This window comes from Nocardioides sp. TRM66260-LWL (assembly GCF_020075545.1).
Lineage (GTDB): Bacteria > Actinomycetota > Actinomycetes > Propionibacteriales > Nocardioidaceae > Nocardioides.
Window position 1 is genome coordinate 1 of the sequence record NZ_JAIQZK010000005.1, and the last position, 16,466, is coordinate 16,466.

At 68.9% G+C, this 16,466-nt stretch carries 16 protein-coding genes; all 16 read right to left on the reverse strand.

Going from position 1 to position 16,466, the window contains the following annotated elements; genetic code table 11:
- Nucleotides 1–55: 55 nt before the first annotated feature.
- Nucleotides 56–415, reverse strand: coding sequence for a hypothetical protein (locus tag K8Z61_RS12650; RefSeq protein WP_224130065.1), 360 nt, complete (start codon nucleotides 413–415; stop codon nucleotides 56–58).
- Nucleotides 416–428: 13 nt separating this feature from the next.
- The gene (locus K8Z61_RS12655) at nucleotides 429–1,172 is read right to left on the reverse strand and encodes a helix-turn-helix domain-containing protein (protein WP_224130066.1); all 744 of its coding nucleotides are present in this window, start codon (nucleotides 1,170–1,172) and stop codon (nucleotides 429–431) included.
- Nucleotides 1,159–1,890 (reverse strand): hypothetical protein, encoded by a 732-nt coding sequence (locus K8Z61_RS12660; RefSeq protein WP_224130068.1) that lies wholly within the window; start codon nucleotides 1,888–1,890, stop codon nucleotides 1,159–1,161. Before K8Z61_RS12660 ends, K8Z61_RS12655 begins: the two co-directional genes overlap by 14 nt.
- Before the next feature lie 16 nt (nucleotides 1,891–1,906).
- Nucleotides 1,907–3,394 carry a type IV secretory system conjugative DNA transfer family protein gene (locus K8Z61_RS12665; RefSeq protein WP_224130070.1) on the reverse strand — a complete coding sequence of 496 codons (1,488 nt, stop codon included), beginning with the start codon at nucleotides 3,392–3,394 and terminating at the stop codon, nucleotides 1,907–1,909.
- Nucleotides 3,391–3,873, reverse strand: coding sequence for a hypothetical protein (locus tag K8Z61_RS12670; RefSeq protein ID WP_224130072.1), 483 nt, complete (start codon nucleotides 3,871–3,873; stop codon nucleotides 3,391–3,393). Before K8Z61_RS12670 ends, K8Z61_RS12665 begins: the two co-directional genes overlap by 4 nt.
- Nucleotides 3,870–4,457, reverse strand: a complete 588-nt coding sequence (locus tag K8Z61_RS12675) for an ATP-binding protein (protein WP_224130074.1) — start codon at nucleotides 4,455–4,457, stop codon at nucleotides 3,870–3,872. The genes K8Z61_RS12670 and K8Z61_RS12675 overlap by 4 nt, the downstream gene beginning before the upstream one ends.
- Nucleotides 4,458–4,548: 91 nt before the next feature.
- Nucleotides 4,549–7,269: an endonuclease/exonuclease/phosphatase family protein gene (locus tag K8Z61_RS12680; protein ID WP_224130076.1), complete on the reverse strand. Its 2,721-nt coding sequence runs from the start codon at nucleotides 7,267–7,269 to the stop codon at nucleotides 4,549–4,551.
- A 169-nt stretch (nucleotides 7,270–7,438) separates the two neighbouring features.
- Entirely contained in the window at nucleotides 7,439–8,221 is a 783-nt protein-coding gene (locus K8Z61_RS12685) for a sulfite exporter TauE/SafE family protein (protein ID WP_224130078.1), read from the reverse strand.
- A gap of 180 nt (nucleotides 8,222–8,401) precedes the next feature.
- Nucleotides 8,402–9,916 carry an ATP-binding protein gene (locus K8Z61_RS12690; RefSeq protein ID WP_224130080.1) on the reverse strand — a complete coding sequence of 505 codons (1,515 nt, stop codon included), beginning with the start codon at nucleotides 9,914–9,916 and terminating at the stop codon, nucleotides 8,402–8,404.
- Between the two features lie 90 nt (nucleotides 9,917–10,006).
- The gene (locus K8Z61_RS12695) at nucleotides 10,007–11,542 is read right to left on the reverse strand and encodes an SCO6880 family protein (protein ID WP_224130082.1); all 1,536 of its coding nucleotides are present in this window, start codon (nucleotides 11,540–11,542) and stop codon (nucleotides 10,007–10,009) included.
- Complete coding sequence (locus K8Z61_RS12700; protein WP_224130084.1) at nucleotides 11,539–12,903, reverse strand: hypothetical protein; 1,365 nt, start codon at nucleotides 12,901–12,903, stop codon at nucleotides 11,539–11,541. Before K8Z61_RS12700 ends, K8Z61_RS12695 begins: the two co-directional genes overlap by 4 nt.
- 26 nt (nucleotides 12,904–12,929) lie before the next feature.
- Complete coding sequence (locus tag K8Z61_RS12705; protein ID WP_224130086.1) at nucleotides 12,930–13,787, reverse strand: hypothetical protein; 858 nt, start codon at nucleotides 13,785–13,787, stop codon at nucleotides 12,930–12,932.
- 1 nt (nucleotide 13,788) lies between these two features.
- A complete protein-coding gene (locus tag K8Z61_RS12710; protein WP_224130088.1) occupies nucleotides 13,789–14,124 on the reverse strand; it encodes a hypothetical protein in 336 nt (111 codons plus the stop codon).
- Nucleotides 14,125–14,144: 20 nt separating this feature from the next.
- Nucleotides 14,145–15,083 (reverse strand): hypothetical protein, encoded by a 939-nt coding sequence (locus K8Z61_RS12715; protein WP_224130089.1) that lies wholly within the window; start codon nucleotides 15,081–15,083, stop codon nucleotides 14,145–14,147.
- Nucleotides 15,080–15,340: a hypothetical protein gene (locus K8Z61_RS12720; RefSeq protein ID WP_224130092.1), complete on the reverse strand. Its 261-nt coding sequence runs from the start codon at nucleotides 15,338–15,340 to the stop codon at nucleotides 15,080–15,082. Before K8Z61_RS12720 ends, K8Z61_RS12715 begins: the two co-directional genes overlap by 4 nt.
- Before the next feature lie 90 nt (nucleotides 15,341–15,430).
- On the reverse strand, nucleotides 15,431–16,336 hold the full coding sequence (locus K8Z61_RS12725; RefSeq protein ID WP_224130094.1) for a hypothetical protein: 906 nt from the start codon (nucleotides 16,334–16,336) through the stop codon (nucleotides 15,431–15,433).
- Nucleotides 16,337–16,466 lie beyond the last annotated feature (130 nt).

Sequence of the window (16,466 nt, forward strand, 5' to 3'; positions counted from 1 at the left end):
CCTATTACCGTCAGATCAACCCCGGTCAGCAGCAGCTGTCGGGAGAACTCGCCAGTCACTGAACCGGGGACGGTTCACTTCGTGTTCGCCGCAGCGTCTCAAGCTCCTGGCGCAGTGGCGCGGGCAACGCGGCTCCGTACGCCGCTGCTTCGACCCAGGTGACCTTCACCAGGACCTCCGGCCTGATCCGGCGCCATGCCTGCTTGTCGGTGCCGGCGGCTCTCATCGCCTCCGAGAACCCGGAGTGGTCCTCGAGCCAGATCGCCTTCCGGTTGTAGCTGATCCAGCAGTTGGGCTGCGGGGCCGAGCATCCACCTTCGAGGGTGGTCCGCTGACGCATCTCATCGAGCAGGGCCGATGCTGCCAATCCTGATCCGGCGGCACCGAGCAGCCTCTGCTGTTCGCGGTTCAACATGGCCGGTCCAGGGCTATCGGGTCGGTGCGACGACCGCGACGCGCTTGGTGTCCTCGTCGTGACGCCCGCGTGCGGTGTCGGTGCGTGCCTGCTCGATCGCGGCGAGCTGCAAGGTGCTGGACCGCCCGGTAGCCGCAGCCGCGGCTTCAGACGTTGCGGTAGCTGCCGGGTCCTCGTCCGGGACGCCGGTCGGCTTGGCGCAATGCTCGTCGAGCTGGTCGACGATCCGGTTGCAGACCGCTTCCAAGCGGGGGTTGTTCGCGACCTTCGTCAGGCTGTATATGACCGTCGTGTGGTCCTTGTTGAAGAAGGCCCCAATGGCAGGCAGGGTGAGGCCACCGCGGCGCACGGCGGTCATGGCCACCGCGCGCGCATCGGTGACGGCACGGTGCCGGTCCGTGCTGAGGACGGCGTCTCTGGTGGTCCCGAACGCCTGGGCCGCTGAGGCGACCGCTATGGCGCACAGGCCGTCGGGCCCGACGTCGGCGACCTCGCCGTTGGCGGTCTCGGCCGCATTGACCTGGGTCGCTAACGCAAGCGCGAGCGATCGCAGCTGGTCGGCACTCATCTGCTCCAGTGTGTAACTGATCGCCGCCTGGTTGTCTTCGGCGACCAGGGCTACGAACGCGGCCGCCTGCCGGACGCTCAGCCCGTCATCAGCGGCCTCGCCGAGTGCATCTGTCGGGGCGTGGTCGGAATCGTCGCGGTCGACGTCGACGAGGCGGAGCCGTCGACTGGTGCTGTCAGGTGTGACCATCGGTCATCACCACCTCATGAGAGCCGTCGGGCTCGTGCTCGCCGGGCGTGGGCTTCTCTTGCGTGACGTGTTCGGAGGGCTGGCTAAGCGCGGCCAGTTCGCCCGCCCGCTCGACGTCGTCGCGGTACCGCTGTCGGCGGCCCCGGCGCACCGGGTTGGCCGCGTGCGCCTCGTCGCGCTCGCGGCGCGGGCGTGGCTGGTGCTTGCCGGGTTGGCAGGCGTCGCCGAGACGGTCCCTGAGTCGCTCGAGGAACCCCGGCAGGCCGTAGCGGTGCCAGTCCTCCAGCGCGGCGGGGTTGATCGCGAACGAGGTGTAGTAGCGGCTGCACGCAAGTACCGCGAGGTCATGCACCAGGTGTGGATGCGCGGGCCAGCACTCCGGGATGCCGGGACGGGTCACGTTCCACAGGTGCTGCTCGTTGACCCACATTGCGACCAGGTCCAGCCATGCCCACAGCTCGGCGCGCATCAAACCCGTGCAGGTGCCCGGGTCCCACGGGCGCGGCATCTGGGCGAGCTCGCGCAGCGCTTCCTCATCGGCCGGCGGCTCCACGCTGGCCTGCTGGAGCTGCTCCATAGCGGTGCGGATCGTCGGACCAGGCTCGGGGAACGGGCGCACCATCAGCCCGACCAGCGGCATCCTCGCGCTGCTGCTCGACGTCACGCCGCCGGCCGCCGCGGCACGGGTGGCGATCTGCGAAGGATGCGTCGTATTCATCGGTGTCTCCCGGTCTCTACTTCGGCATTCCGAGTCGCTGCCGGGTCCGCGCGACGGTCTCCGTCACGGACAGCGGCTCGACCGGGTCGATGGTCTCGATCAGATATCCGGGCTCATCGCCGGCGCGCGCTCGTCCGCGGGCGTCGAGGCGTGCGCGCCGCTGGGCGACCAAGAGCTCCTTGCCGCGCTTGCCGTCGATGCAACGGTGCAGATTCGAGATGATCGGGTCGTGCATCTCCGAGAGCACCAGCGCCTTGCGGGGCTCGATGCGCCGCAGCTCGGCTGGCTCCAGGATCGGAACCCGGCGCTGGTCATAGGAGCGGTCCATGACGCCGAACAACTCGTGGCCCCGCGAGGAGTAGCGGGTCTCGGTGTGGGTGGTCGACCCGATCAGGTCGGAGAGCTCTTGATAGAACCGAATGTCCTTGCCGCCACCGAAGACAACCAGGTTGTTCGACAACCCGTAGATCGTGCGGGCCTCGTCCTCGCCGTAGCAGACCACGAACTGCCGCCAGGTCTGCGCGGCCAGGATGAAGGACAGGCCGAGGGCTCGCTCGTTGGCCAGCCTGGTCGACAGAGTCGGGATCGGGGCGGTCGAGGGCAGTTCGTCGAGGCAGGCCAAGAACGGCGGGCATAACCGACCGACCTCGGAGGTCTCCCCGAGCCGCCGGGCGGTGTCGAGGATCTGCTCGGTGACTGCAGTCATCAGCGGAGAGGCACTGGCGTAGGGGTCCTCGCGACCCAGCAGGTAGATCGTGCCCCCGGCCCGGATCAGCTCCTCAAGGTTGGTCGCGGGCCGAGCCGTCGTGGGCACGCACCGCTCCCTGATCGAGCGCTGGAAGAACAGCGCCATCGCCTGCTGCACCGTGGTGATCGTGTTGCCGGCGGTCCGTTCGTCACCGTACAAAGCGCCGCGCAGCAGGCCGTCCCACAGCGGTTCGGCTGCGGGGTGGGTCCGCAGGATCTCCTCGGCTTGCGGGTACTCGCGCGGGCTGGAGACCCACAACAGCACCTCCTCGAGGTCGCGGCCGGCGATCGCGGCGGCGTGGAAGTAGGCCTGCAGCACCTTCGCGCACTCCCCGGCGTAGAACCGGGCCGCCTGGTCAGAGGACTGGGCGGTGGCGCCCTTGATCGTGCCGGCCGCGAAGGCCTTGGCCTGACGTTCGGCGAACATGGCGTTCTCGCACCCGGCGATCACGTCGACCACCAGCTCGGGCACCCCGGGGGCGAGCCCGAACGGATCGAGCACCGCGACCGGGCCGATCTGCTGGCGGGCCTCCAGGGTGAGGAACAGGTCCTCCGGTTTGGTCAACGTGACCAACGCGCCGCCGGGTGCGTCCAGCAGCGCGGGTACCAGCAGGTCGAGGGTCTTGCCGGAGCCCTGCGGGCCAAAGACGCAGGTGGTGCGGTCGAACGGCACCCACAGTTCGGGGCCGCGGCGCCCGGCGCGGCCGAGCCGCCAGCCGACGTCAGTGGGGTTCACGTGCTTCAGACCAAGGCTCATCGCAAAAGTCCGTTCCGGTTGGCGCGGGCATAGAGATCGGGTCGGATCTGGTCGGCCCGCTTGCGCAGAGGTGCGAGGCCGAGGGCGTCAGCGGCCTGCGTGGCGGTGGCCAGTCCGTGGCGCGAGTTGGCGCCGGTGACGTCGCGCATCCACATCGCGACCACGACGGTGGCGCCGATCGCGAGGACCTCCCCGATCAGGGCGAGCACCCACATCACCGCATTGCCCGGCAACCCGGCAGCGACACCATCCGTTAGGCCGGTGCCGAAGCGGCCGCGCAGAAGACCGCCGTAGGCACTCGCGAGATGGCCGTTGGGCCATGCGAAGCCACCTGAGGTCGCCCATCCGACGAGCCCTTGGACCACTAGAGGCGTGATGAGGAAGACGAAGACGCCAGCGAGAACGAACCCGATCGCGAACTCGCCCGCCGAGGGTGCGGTGTTGGCGAATCGGGCGCGACGGGACCGCTCCATGCTCACCGCGACACCGCCATCGGACTACGAGCCGGTGCCTGCCAGCGGTGACACGGCCGGTCCATCGGACCCCGCGCATCGGGTACGACCGGCACGGTGTCCAGCGGCCAGTCCAGCCGTCCCTGCCCGTCGAGAGCTGCCGTCTCCACCGCGTCGGCGTGCTCGGGTCGGATCAGGCCCAAGCAGGTGATGTCGCGCCCGAGCAGTGGCCGCTCGATCAGCCGGTTGCCTCCGTAGGAGGTGAGGATGACGCGGGCGGTTCCCAACGGCAGCAGGTTGAGCCAGTCGTCGTCCTTGAGGTCGATGTCGTCGACCACGACAAGACAGGTGCCGCGTCGGCAGGTGCCGCCGAGTGGCCGTGTGAGGTTGTCGGGGTACTCCGGGTCCTCGACCAGGTCGGACCACTCGGTAGGCCCCTGGGCAAAGATATGGGCGTGCCGCGCGGTGTCGGCCAGCCACCAACGCGTCAGGTAGCGGGCGAGGGTGGTCTTTCCGCGGCCGACGTCGCCGATCAGTAGCAGAGGCCGGTTGCTGTTCGTGTCGAACCCGGCGGGCTGGCCATCCACGGTCGTGCCGATGCGTACGTCCATGTCGGGACAGGCAACGCAACGGGCCGCGGATCGGACACCACTGCGGCAACCGATTTCGCGCAGCTGGCCGGTCACGGCGGTATGGCCCGAGTTAGGCGGCTGCTGCGGGCATCCCGCCGAGGTCGAAGCCAGCCTTGGGAAGCGCCCAGGTCACTGATCCCGACGGTGTGTGGACGTCGGCGAACCCAACACAGCCGTAGACGCCGTTGGCCGAGCAGCCGTAGTCGTTGCCGAAGATCTTGCCGTTCCCGACGTAGATCGCGACGTGGCCGACTCCGTCGCCCCGGTCGTAGGACACCACCGCCCCGACGGGTGGGAGCGGGTCGAGGCCGGTGCCACGGGCCTGGGCGAGGCCAGCGTTGATGATGCCTTGGGCGACGTCTTGGCCGTTGCCATAGCCGCGGCCGACCCCCGGTCCGCCGTACAGGGCGTCGACGACCTTCGGGCATTGCCCGGAGTAGGTGCAGGGTGCGCCGTGGGTCCACGACAGTCCGCACAGGCCGCCTGGGGTGTGCTGCATCGCGCTGATCCGTGCCGACAGGGCGGCTGAGAGGTCGCCGGCGACGGTGATCGCCGAGGCCGCGCAACTGCCCCCGGTGTCGGCGACCGGTGTCAGCGCGCCGGTGCCGACTGCGGCGGCGACCCCTTGGCGGGCCTGGTCGAGGTACTGGTGGTAGTCGGCGTGCTCGAAGGGGAGCCAGTCGGCGAACTTTGCCGCACCCGCTCCAGGCCGCCCTGAGTAGAGAGCGAAGGCGTAGCGGGCGTTGACCAGCGGGTCGAAGATGTCGCCCGGCTGGTTCCAGCCCGGCACCAGCCCTTTGTGGCTGGCCGCGATCTGCCACAGACCGAAGTGGGTGCCGTTAGTGGCGTTCGGGTTCCAGTTCGACTCCACGTGCGCGATTGCCACCGCGGTCACCAGGTCCTCGCCTCGGAACCCGGCCTGGTAGGCGGCCTTCGCGGCTACCTGGGCGCCGCTGCTGCTGTCTGTGGCCGCGACGTTCTGCAAGACCACGGAGCCGGCGTCGCCGTACGTGCTGGGGCACGGAGGGCAGGTGGTCCCGGTGGCGATGTTCTCCACACCGGTAGCGCCGGTGCCGGATGTCGGACCGCCAGGTCCGGCGCCGTTCATTGCCATGCGCGTGAACAGGGCTGGATGGTCGGAGTGGACGGCCGCCTTGCTGATCTCCCAGGTCTTCTCGACGCTCACCGGAGCGGCGTAGAAGTTGTAGATCACCCCGGAGTCCTTGGTGTACCTGAACCCGGCGGCCTGCATCTTGGCCGCGGCCGACTCGGGGCCTTCCCCGGGGTGGGAGTTCATGTCGCCGCCGAGGAAGACCGGTCCGTAGGCCGACAGCTTCGCGGTCAGCTGGACCAGGTAGTCCATGCCTTGCCCGTACTGGGTGGCGCGCGTGAACGGCTGGTCACCCCACTGGGAGTTGGGGTAGCGGAAGGGGTTGGTCATCTGGTGGGAGGAGATGACGGCGGCCACGGCACCGTCAGTGCGTTGGAAGACTCCCCAGATCGCCCAGCGGCCCCAGTTCTTGTTGGAGCCGTGGAAGATGACGTGGTCGTCTTGGACGATGCGCACGCGGCCGCCGTCGAGCATCTTCCACGTGTCGGTGCGCCACATGATGGCGTTGTCGAGCGATCGGGCTCCGCCGTCCGCGGCCTGGACGGGCGTCGGGTCGCGGTAGGCCCCGTACCCGGGGGCATCGGCTTGCATCTGCGCAATCGGTACGTCGCCGACCTCGTTGAGAGTGATGAAGTCAGGGGACGGGGCCGCGAGCGCACGTACGCCCGGGGTGAAGCCGCTGCGGAGTTTGATGTTCGCGTTGGCGATCAGGATGTTGCCGTTCACCGGGCCGCCAGGTGTGGCGTTGATGCTGGTCGGCATCACCCCGAGGTCGGTCCCAGTCCCCGCCTGCCCGGTGCTGGTGGCGTTGTCTCCTGCGCTCGGGCCGTTGGCGAGCTGTGCGCCGGTGTAGACGAACGGATGGTCGGTGTAGTCGTGGGCGTTGTCGTTGGTGGACTGGTCGACCACGGTGCCGGAGAAGGTGACCGCTGCCGATCCCATGATCCGGTCGATCTGATTGCCGTCGGTGTTTGCGCTGCTCCAGCCGCTCCCCGCGGTGGTGAGGAAGAGGTTCTTGAACCGGGCCTTGTCGTTCATGTCGCCGGTCAAGAACAGGGGCGTGGTCGGTTCACTCGCCTGCAGCTGACGCAGCGTGTTGGCCTCGGCCCGGACCGCGTCGTCGCGCATGGCGTCGCTGCCGTTGACGACGTCTGCCGGGTTGTGGGTGTTGAGCACCCAGATCGAGCCGATGCCCTTGGTCGAGGTGAACCGCACCAGCGGGATCTGGACGGTCGGCCCGCCGTACTTGATCGTGACGTAGCGGACCTCGGCTACGGTCCACACGCCCGGCTGGTAGGCGATCGAGTTCGCGGTCGCGGGCTTGCCGTGGGCTCGACCTTTCACAATCGCCCACGCGCCGTGGGTGGCGTTCAAGAAGTCGGCGGCCTGGGGCGGCTCGAACTCCTGGAAGCCGATGATGCTGGCCCCCGAGGCACCGACCTTGGCCACCATGTTCGGCACCCGCACCCTGTACGGGCGTTCGCCAGGATGCGGGTTCGACTCGTAGTGGGAGGCGCCGCGCCAGTTCAAGGTGCCGATCCCGAACATGCCGCCGGTGCTCGTTGCCGTGGTTGCGCAGGCGGCCTGGACCGCGGCGATGTTGGCGTTGCCCATTCCGAGGAACAGCAGCATCAAGGGCGCCATTAGGAGCAGCGGCAGCCCGAGGGCGATCTTCTTCACGATGTCCGCCTCTCTCAGGCGGTTGTCTCTATGCATCGAAGTTCTCCGCTGCCGCTATCGCGCCAGTGAACGCATCCCGCCAGCATGAACGGCCCGCACCTCGTTGAGCACCTCGAAGGGCCTCACACCGCATCGCTGACCTCCCGGCCAGCCGTGCACAGCGTTTGGCTCAGCGCAAGGACTGATACACGTACGCCACCGCCAACGCGGCGGCGGTAGCGCCGAGCATCAGCGCCAACACCCTCTCCGGTAGCCGCCGGTGCCAGCGAGCACCCAGGTAGCCGCCGATCAGCCCACCCAGCCCACAGGCGATCCCGAGCCCCCAGTCCGGTGCCACCGATCCGTGCGTGCGCAGAGCGATGAGGCCGAACGCGGCCGCGCCCACGATCGAGGTGACGAAGGTCGAGGCCAGAGCCGCCGGAGCAACCTTCGCGAGCGGGAGCCCCCGCGCTACCAGGATCGGCGCCAGGATCGACCCGCCACCAATCCCGTAGACGCCGCCGAGCACACCCACCACCAAACCGAGTCCGACGATCAGCCGCACAGACGGATCTGCCGTTCGTGGCCTCGCCGATGGACGCAGGGTGCGCCAGATCAGCCACACCCCCAACGGCAACAAGACCGCCGCGGCGACCAGCCGGAACGGCCGCGCGTCCGGGATGAGGTAGATCCGCACGAAGGCGCCAGCGATCACGCCCGGCACCGTCCCGGCGAGCATGTACCGGGTCAACTCTCCTGGCCGTTGCCCTTGCGTTCGGTAGCGCAGCAGCGCACCAGGGCCCGAGACGACGTTGTAGAGCAGGTTCGTCGGGGTCACCGCAGGGTTGGGAACCTTCAACAGGTCCATCTGCACCGGCAGCAGGAACACCGCGCCCGAGACACCCACGGGTGCCGTGATCGTCGCGATCAGCAACCCCGCGATCAGACCCAACGCCAGATGTCCCCAGTCCACGCCCTGATCCTCGCAGCGAGGAGCGCCCTGCCCTTGCAGGTCTCACCAGCCCGAACGGCGCGCGGTCGTCCCGGGTCGGACGGAGTAGTAGTAGGTTCGCTGAACCTAAGCATCCGCCTACGCCCTGGGCGCTGTGCATGGTCAAGTTCGCTGAGGAATCGTCAATATTCATGCGAACTTCTAGAGAGCCGGGTCGATCGCGTCGTTGGTGTACGTGAGTCGCCGCTCAAGAGGGGTCAACAAAGTTTGAATTTTGTACTTTTGATCGCCCACCATCCACAGGGCCCGGCCCTTTTCCTGCATGGCCCAGTTGGTGATGACGTTCTGCTGCATCTCGGAGAGACCCATCAGCCGACCGAGCTCGTCGGCGACCGACTCGTCTTGGCCCATGAGGATGCGGACGTCGGAGAGGTTGAGCAGGTCCTTGGCGATCTGGGCAGCCTGGCTGCCCTGGTCGCCAGCCGAGAGCGGGTCCGACGGCTTGTGATAGGTCACGATCTGGATGTCGCCCTCGGTGCGGGAGAGCCGCAGGTTGGCGTCGAGGGCCTCGACCGCCTCGAGCGAGAGGCGGGTCTGCAGCCAGGCCTCATCTCGCAGCACGATCCGTCGGTCGCCAGCTGCGGCGGCCTCGCGGATCCCCTGCCCCCACGAGTTCAGACACATCAGCGCAATCCCGACTGCGACCTTGTTGCCGGTGGCGTGCAGGGAGCGCAGCGACAGCGTCTGGATCGGTGCACGCCAGTCCGGCTGGAAGGTCGACTCGGAGTCGAACATGCCCTGCAGCGACCCCTTGCACAGAGCCCCGAGCGCATCGCGCAGCGGCCGTGTGCCGTCGTAGAACGCCTGAGGGTTCTCGTAGCGGTTGTTGTTGACCAGCTCCTTGCTCGGTGAGTGCAGTGCGGCCCACACCTGTGGGATCGTGACCGGCTTGAGGCGCGACGCCCCTGCCGACCAGCCCGTGAGGTCCTGGAGGACCTCGTTAATCACGGTCTCCTCGGTCGGGGTGAAGCTCACGCCTTGGGAGCCGACCAATCCGCGGATCAGCATCAGCCAGCGGTTGAAGATGATCGTCGCTCGCTTCTCCTGCTCCTCGGCGGTCTGCTTCTCCCAGTCCGCGCCGAGGGCGCCGAGGTCGAGCGGGTTGATCCGGCCGGGTAGCCCGGGTCCGATCCTGAAGGGGTCAACGCCGAGGAACTTCGAGATGTCCTCGTACTCGTCCTTCACATCACCCAGGACCAGCGAGCGATAGCCGTAGCGGATCATGCGCAGCATGAACGCCTTCACTGTCGCGGACTTGCCACGGCCGGGCTTGCCGAAGATGAAGATGTTCGGGTTGGTCACCGGGATGGTGTCGTCGAGGACCCAACCCATCGGGTCGCAGTAGAACTTGCCGCCCGAGAGAACGTCGTAGCCCATCTCCGCACCCCACGGCGGGAGCCCGTCGCCGGAGATCAGCGGCCACAACACGGGGGTCTCTTCCGAGGTCATCTGGTAGCCGGCCAGCGGCGGCAGTGTCGGTGCCCACCCGTGCCCCGGGCGTCGTACGCCGTGGGCCTTGATCGAGTTCGGGAACAGCTTCTCCGCGGGCGGCGCCGGTGGCGGTGCGGCCTTGCGGGGCATCGTGGTCCCGAAGTCGGCCAGCAGGTCATCGATGGTGCGCGAGTGCGGCCGCGACTTCGTAGCGCTCTTGGTCATGTCGGGACAGGCAACAGCCCGGCTCCCAGATCGGACATCTGGTGGCCGGGCTGTTTCAGGCCGGTGCCGTATTGAGGCGCTGGTCTTGGGTCACCGCTTCTTCGGCAGGCCTGCCCCCAGCGGGATCGTGGCCACGGCGAACGCGGCATCGTGGGCCCCGTCGAGCGGGAGTGGGGTGAAGCCGCTGATGCGGATCGAGGCGTCCAGGCGGCGGCCGAAGTCCTGCACATTCCAGCCAGCCGGGGCGGTGATCGAGACCGCGGAGGCGACCTTGACCAGTGACCGGCCGCGCTCGAGCTTCTCGTCGCGCTCGTGGAGCTTGCCGACCGACTGGCGGTCCTTGGCCCGCTCCACACGGCCGACCTTCTCCCGCAGCGTGCCGGCCATGACCGCTGACATCTGCGCTGTGCCAGTGGACCGATCCGCGGCCTGCTGGGAGACCGGCCGGTAGAACACGGTCAGGGCCCGTCGCTCACCGGGCTGGGACGGCACCAGAACCCGCGCCAGCGCACCCATGCGGGCGCCCTTGCGGGGCAGCAGGATCGTCGAGGAGACCGACTCCCACTCCCCGTGCCGGTAGGACCGCATCGCGGTGGTGGCGTTGGTCGGCCCCGCCGCCGCGACCGGTACGCCGGCCGCGATCGAGGGGTCGTCGCGGTGATGGATCTCCGCGTCGGCCAACGCCGGCAGGTCCCCGGGTTCGAAGCCGGTACGGATCGCCATCGCGAGCTCGGAGGTGTCGAGCCAGTTCACGCGGCTGCAGCCGATCGAGCCGGTCAGGCGGGCCTCGACCTCGGCGAGGACCGAGTAGAGGATGCGGGCACGGCCGATCACTCCACGACCAGCGCGCTTGGCGTCCTTGTTGATGACGTCCTCGCGGACCACGACGGTCACAAACGCCTCGTGGCGCACGGCCGCGCCGGCGGTCATCGCCTCCAGCTGCGCGTTGACGCTCGCCGACACAGGCGGTTCGTCGGGCCGGGCGTTGGTGCGCACCCACTCGGCGCGCTCGGTGCCGTCGTCGGGGATGGTGCGTACCTGCACCACGACCAAGTCGATCTGGTTGCCCGCGGTCGCGGCCTCCATCATCTCGGTCAGCCCGGCGCCCATGCGGAACCGGTCGACCTCATCGCTCATCCCGATCCCGGGGTGGATGACCCGGGCGGTCGCGGCCCAGGTGCGGGCGGCGTGGTTCTGGATGATCGCCGGGCGGGCGGTCTGCCCGCTCATCGGCGGGCCGTCGTGGATCTGGATCCCGGCGAGGATGCCGGGCAGGTCGGCCTCCCCTGCCTCGCCGTCGTCGTCAGGGTCGTCGGCGTTGCCGAGGTCGAGGTCACCGGCGGCGGCCTTGGATTGGAACCGCGACCAGCCGAACGCGATTCCGGCCATGTGCCGGAACACGACCCCGATCCACTGGAAGGCTGAGTGGCCACGGATGGGCAGGCAGACCAGCAGCCCGACCACACCCCATGCGGGCAGCAGAACCAGCAACGGCAGCCACTTCTGCATGGCGATCGCCATCCAGGTGGGGAACCCGGCAGCGAGCACCAGGACGAACTGGGGTCCGGTCAGCCCGAAGAGCCATGCCTGCCGGTCACGGGTTGCCGAAGCTCCGTAGACGCTCATGCGAGGAACACCGCATCTTCAGGACCGACCGCCTCGGCCGAGGAGACCTTCGGGGGTGGGTTGTCGTTGGCGACGCCGTCGTGGTTGGTGTCGTTGAGGGGCTGCATGCGCTGAGCCTTTCCGTGCTTGTCCTTCGCCTGTCGGGGGCTGTGACTGGTGTCGTAGTAGCCCTGGTTGCCGATGCCGGCCTGGCCCAGGACGTCGATGCCCATCGAGGCACCGGCCGCGGCGACCTTGCCGGTCTTGTCCATGGCGCCGCCGACGGCGGCACCGACCTTTCCGCCGTACTTCTTCAAACCCGAGGACTGGAACCGGCCTGCTGTCTCGGCCTCGGCTCCGTTCTCGGAGCTGGTCCGACCGTCCGCCCCGGTCTCGGTGGCGGCCTCCGAACCGGAGGATCCGCTGGTGGCGCCCTTGCCCTTCAGCAACCCTGAGACGCCGCCGTTGGCGTTCATCGTGGACCGGAAGGAGGCGCCCGAGGCGGTGCCGGGGTCGACGAACGCGAGGAGCCGGAACAGCACCATCGGCATGAAGCAGGCCACCAGCATGATGATCGACCCGACCACGGACATGCCGATGTTGGAGGAGGTGTCAGAGACGTGCAGCAGCTGCTCGGCGGAGTTCTGTGACTCGGCGCCGTCGGGCATCCCGGCCCAGGCGAACTGGGTACCCATGCCCACGACGAGCGCCAGTAGCGGCTCCATCAGCACGCAGGCCAGGAACCAGCGGATGCTCTTCCACATCCACGACTTGGTGCCCTCAGAGAGCGCACCGGCCGCGGTCAGCGGCATGGTCGCGGTCAGGATCAGCAGGGCCGCGGAACGGACCATCATGATCACCATATGCCCGAAGGCAGCCGGGATCAGGATGAACAGGGCACAGATGCCCAGGGTGGCGGCTTGGGTCGTTCCCGAAACTGTGTCGACGAACCCGTCGCCGGCCGCGTAGCCGGAGAACGAGTCGACGCCCAGCAGACTGTTCAACAGTCCTTTGGTCAGGCCCGAGGCGGCTGCGATGAGACCGGCGCAGACGCCGATCCAGCAGCACAGAACGACCCCGTACTGCACCAGCCCTGCGGCGAGGGTGCCGAACCCGCGGCCATCGCCCCGCAGTACCGCCAGGCCAATCTGCCCGAACGCCACGATGAGCGCGATGGCCAGCGCGAGCCACAGGGTGACCGAGTAGAGCTTGGACAGGCCCGGGTCGGCAACGTTGGGAGTGAAGCTGTCGATGAGGCTGAACGCGGTCTTCAGCAGCCACATGGCGCCCGACCAGATGGCCATCATCATCGAGGTGAACCCGTCGGCCAGTGTCTCCTTGGCCTTATTCCCCAACCAGTGGAGCGGGTTGAGGTCGATCATCGGGACAATGTTTGCGACCAGAGACGTCATGACTGCGGCACCTCCAGCCACTGGTAGCCGGCGTCGAAGGAAGCCTGGGAACCGGGCCACAGCGAGGGAGCCGCAGCTGGCTCATCGCCGGTTCCGATCACCCACCGGCCTCCAGCAGAGTCGCTGGAGTCGGCGGAGTTCTGCCAGACCATGCGCTGGCAGTCAGCGGCGGCGACCTGCTGGGACGGGGAGCCCGGCAGGGTGACGGTGATGATGAAGTCCACGCAGGGCACGACGAAGTCGGAGCCCACCGTGCCCTTGACGAACCCCATCTTCGGTTCGACGCCGATCGTGATGCCGTTCTGTGCGTCAGCCGACAGTCCTGCTGAACCCAACAGGGTGGCCACGCCCTTGACCCCAGACCAGGACTCCGGCGTGGGTCCGCCGGGTGCGGCCCAGTTGGTGATGACGTCTTGGGCGATCTTCACCGAGGCCGAGCTCAGGGCGGTGGAGTCGATCGCGGCCATCTGCGCCAGGGCACCCTGCGGGGTGTGTGGGTAGCCGGTCGCGACACCGACCTCACCGACCTTCATCGGGGGCGGGATCTCCAGGGTGCCGGTCTTGCCGGTGGACAGGTCGCCACCGGGCTGGGCTGCCTCGACCGGGGCGGCCGGGAGGGGCTTGTCGGCCAGCTGGTCTTGTGCAGACGTCGTCGTGCCGGACCCGGTGGCGGCGACGGCCTCGTCGGGCTTGGAGCCGGTGAGCATGTTGATCACCGACCAGGCACCGCCGACGACCAGTGCGAGTACGACGACCGCCGCCGCCCCGAGCAGGATCTGGAGCCGTAGCCGGGTCCATTCCGTGCTCGGGTCGACCAGCTTGGTCTGGTACGCGTTTCGGGTCCGGGTGAACATCTCAGCAGCCGTTCCCGACGATGCCGTTGAGGATCGCGTAGATGCAGACGAACGCGATGGCGCCGATCACGGTCCAGAACAGGCCTGAGGCGCCGAGCTGCGCCGCGCGTCCCATCTGTCCGAACTTGCCGACGATCAGGGCACCGGAGGAGGCGAAGCCCGCGCCGATGATGATGGCGATGACGCCGTACTTGACCCAGCCGAGGATCTGGGCGACGTACGGGGCAACGCCCGTGGGCGCCTGGGCGCAGACGTTGCTGACGCCCTCGGCCTTGATGGTGGTCCCCGCGTTGGTCACCAGCGTGGTGGCGATCTCGGAGATGGCGTGAACGATCATGTGTCTCTCCTGCTTTCCTTTCAGGTCCGGTTCGCCGTCAGCGGTCCGGTGATGGTGGTGATCCGCTCCAGCAGGTGCTGGGAGGGGTTCGTGAGCTGCTTGGGCAGCGGGTCCGGCCCCAGACCCGGGAGGGCCTTAGCCGACAGGAGCGGCGCGAACAGCACCGCCTCCTGCTCGTGGGCGGTGCGCAGCAGACGGCCGGCGCCGGCGAACTCGCGGTCGCTCCAACGGCCTGCGCCGATGACCACGACGACCACGCGTTCGCTGTTGAGCTGATCGGTGAGCTCGACCAGTGACGCCTCGGCCTGGGACAGCGCCAGCTCGTAGGGCCGGGTCACCAGGACCTCGACGTCGGCGCGAGCCGAGGCCACCCACGCACCCTGCGGGGCGGCCGCCAGCTCGCGCGGGGTCCAGCCGGCATCGAGCACGGTCAGGTCGACACCGTCGACAGGGCGAGGGGCGGGCACGTCGGCCGGAACCCACACAGGCTCCTGGACGCGGTCGATCAGGACGTTCGCGCCGCGGCGGCCGCGCCGCCATCCCTCGGCCGCGCCGAGCTCGGTCACGGTCGCACCCAGCAGCCCCGACCATGCCGGAGCAGCCGCATCCAGGATCCGCGCGCGCACGCCGGAGCAATCGGCTGCATCCGCCAACGCGAGGGTGACGGTGGAGGCGCCCGCGCCTGCGTTGGCCGCACGAACTCGCACCACCGGCCCGATCCCGCCCAGGAGGTCACCCTCCCCCGGGGCTACCCGGGCGTCGCCGCCGACCCGATCGCCGGTCTCCCTGGGGGCCGGGCCGCCCGTGGTGAGGTTGCGGTCGACCTCATCGCACTCGACCGACAGGGCCGCGGGCGCCGCCAGCGCAGTCGTGGGGTGCGCAAAACGGCCAGCCGCCAGTGCGGCCGCAGCCGCCTGGAGCTCGCGGGTGGAGAACCGAGCGGTCGTGCCGGTGGTCATCGCGCGGCCTCGATCCGGGCAGCCCGCAGACGCATGGCCTCGCGCAGCACCGAGGCGGGGGTGTTGCGGATGACCTCGCGAGCGTCTGCGGCCTGCTCGGCATCGGCACGCAGCCGTGCGATCGCGTCCTCGATGCCCGACAGAGCGTGGTCCACGTTGTGCGTGGCCACGACCTCCAGCAGCTGCGCGACGACCTCGGGGGTCGGCCCTGCAAGATCACCGGAGACACTGACCACGGCGTGTGCGTTCTCGCTCATGTCGGGACAGGCAACGGCCCCTGGTCCGGATCGGACGCGGGGGCCGCAACTTCTTCCAGATTCATCCTGGTCCAGATCAAGTCGGTCCCTTCAGGCAATCGCCTCGAGGTACTGCGGCGCCGCGTCGCGCAGCCGAGCAGTGGTCTGGTCGCGTCGACGGCGGATCTGACGCAGGGTCACGCCGTGACGTTCACCGACGATCCGCTGGGCCTCCTCGCGGGCCCGTTTCGTTTCGCCCCGGGCGAGGAGCTCGTGCTCGGCGGCCATCAGCTCGACCAGCAGATCGATCTCCCCGGGCGCGATCACGCCGACCTCACGTGCCCACACCAACAGGTCGACCAGGTCCTCAACCGCATCCTCGACAACCGGCACCGCGACGGTCAGGTCGCAGTCGTCCACTCCGCGCTCGAGGCCGGTGCCCAGGACCTCGCTGCCCGCCTCCCCCACCAGCCACGCGTCTAGCGACGTGGTCTCGACCCGGCAGAGCAGCCCGGCCGCCGGACGGCACAGCCGCTGCCGGGCCCGGTCCAACAGGTAGCGACCCGCCCGGTTCCCCAACTGCGGCTCGGCGGCCTTGACCTCTTCCCACACCATGGCGTGCACGTCGCCGACCTCGCACTGCAAGTCACTGAGTTGGCCCGCGACCCGGTTCACTCCGTCGGCCAGGACCACCAGCACAGCCAGGGCGGCGTCGTCGTCATCGCCACCGCGACGTGATCCGAGCGCGACCAGTCCCGCCAGCATCTCGTAGCACTCATCGTCGCGGCGCCGCCATCCCGCGCATGCCTCCTGCAAGTCGGCGAAGCCGGCCAGGCGTAGCTCGACTTGCTGCCATTGCTCCCACTTGCCCGAGCGGTCAAGGCTGGCCGCCACGGCCGTGGCGAGAGCTCCCTGCCCCCGTCGGCGTTCCCGCTGGACGCGAGTGGCGGGGGTGGCCGGGGCGGTGGGCTCGGCGGTGGGTGCGGTGGTCTGGATGGTGAGGGTGCTGGCCGACATGGCGGTCCTCCGAGCAGGCAGGCGATCAGGACGCGCCCATGTCAGAACTGACCGCTCACCACCCCGCTCACCAAGATCCACACCACCCGCCCAGGACTGCCTGATGAGCGCTCACCAAACCGCTCACCAA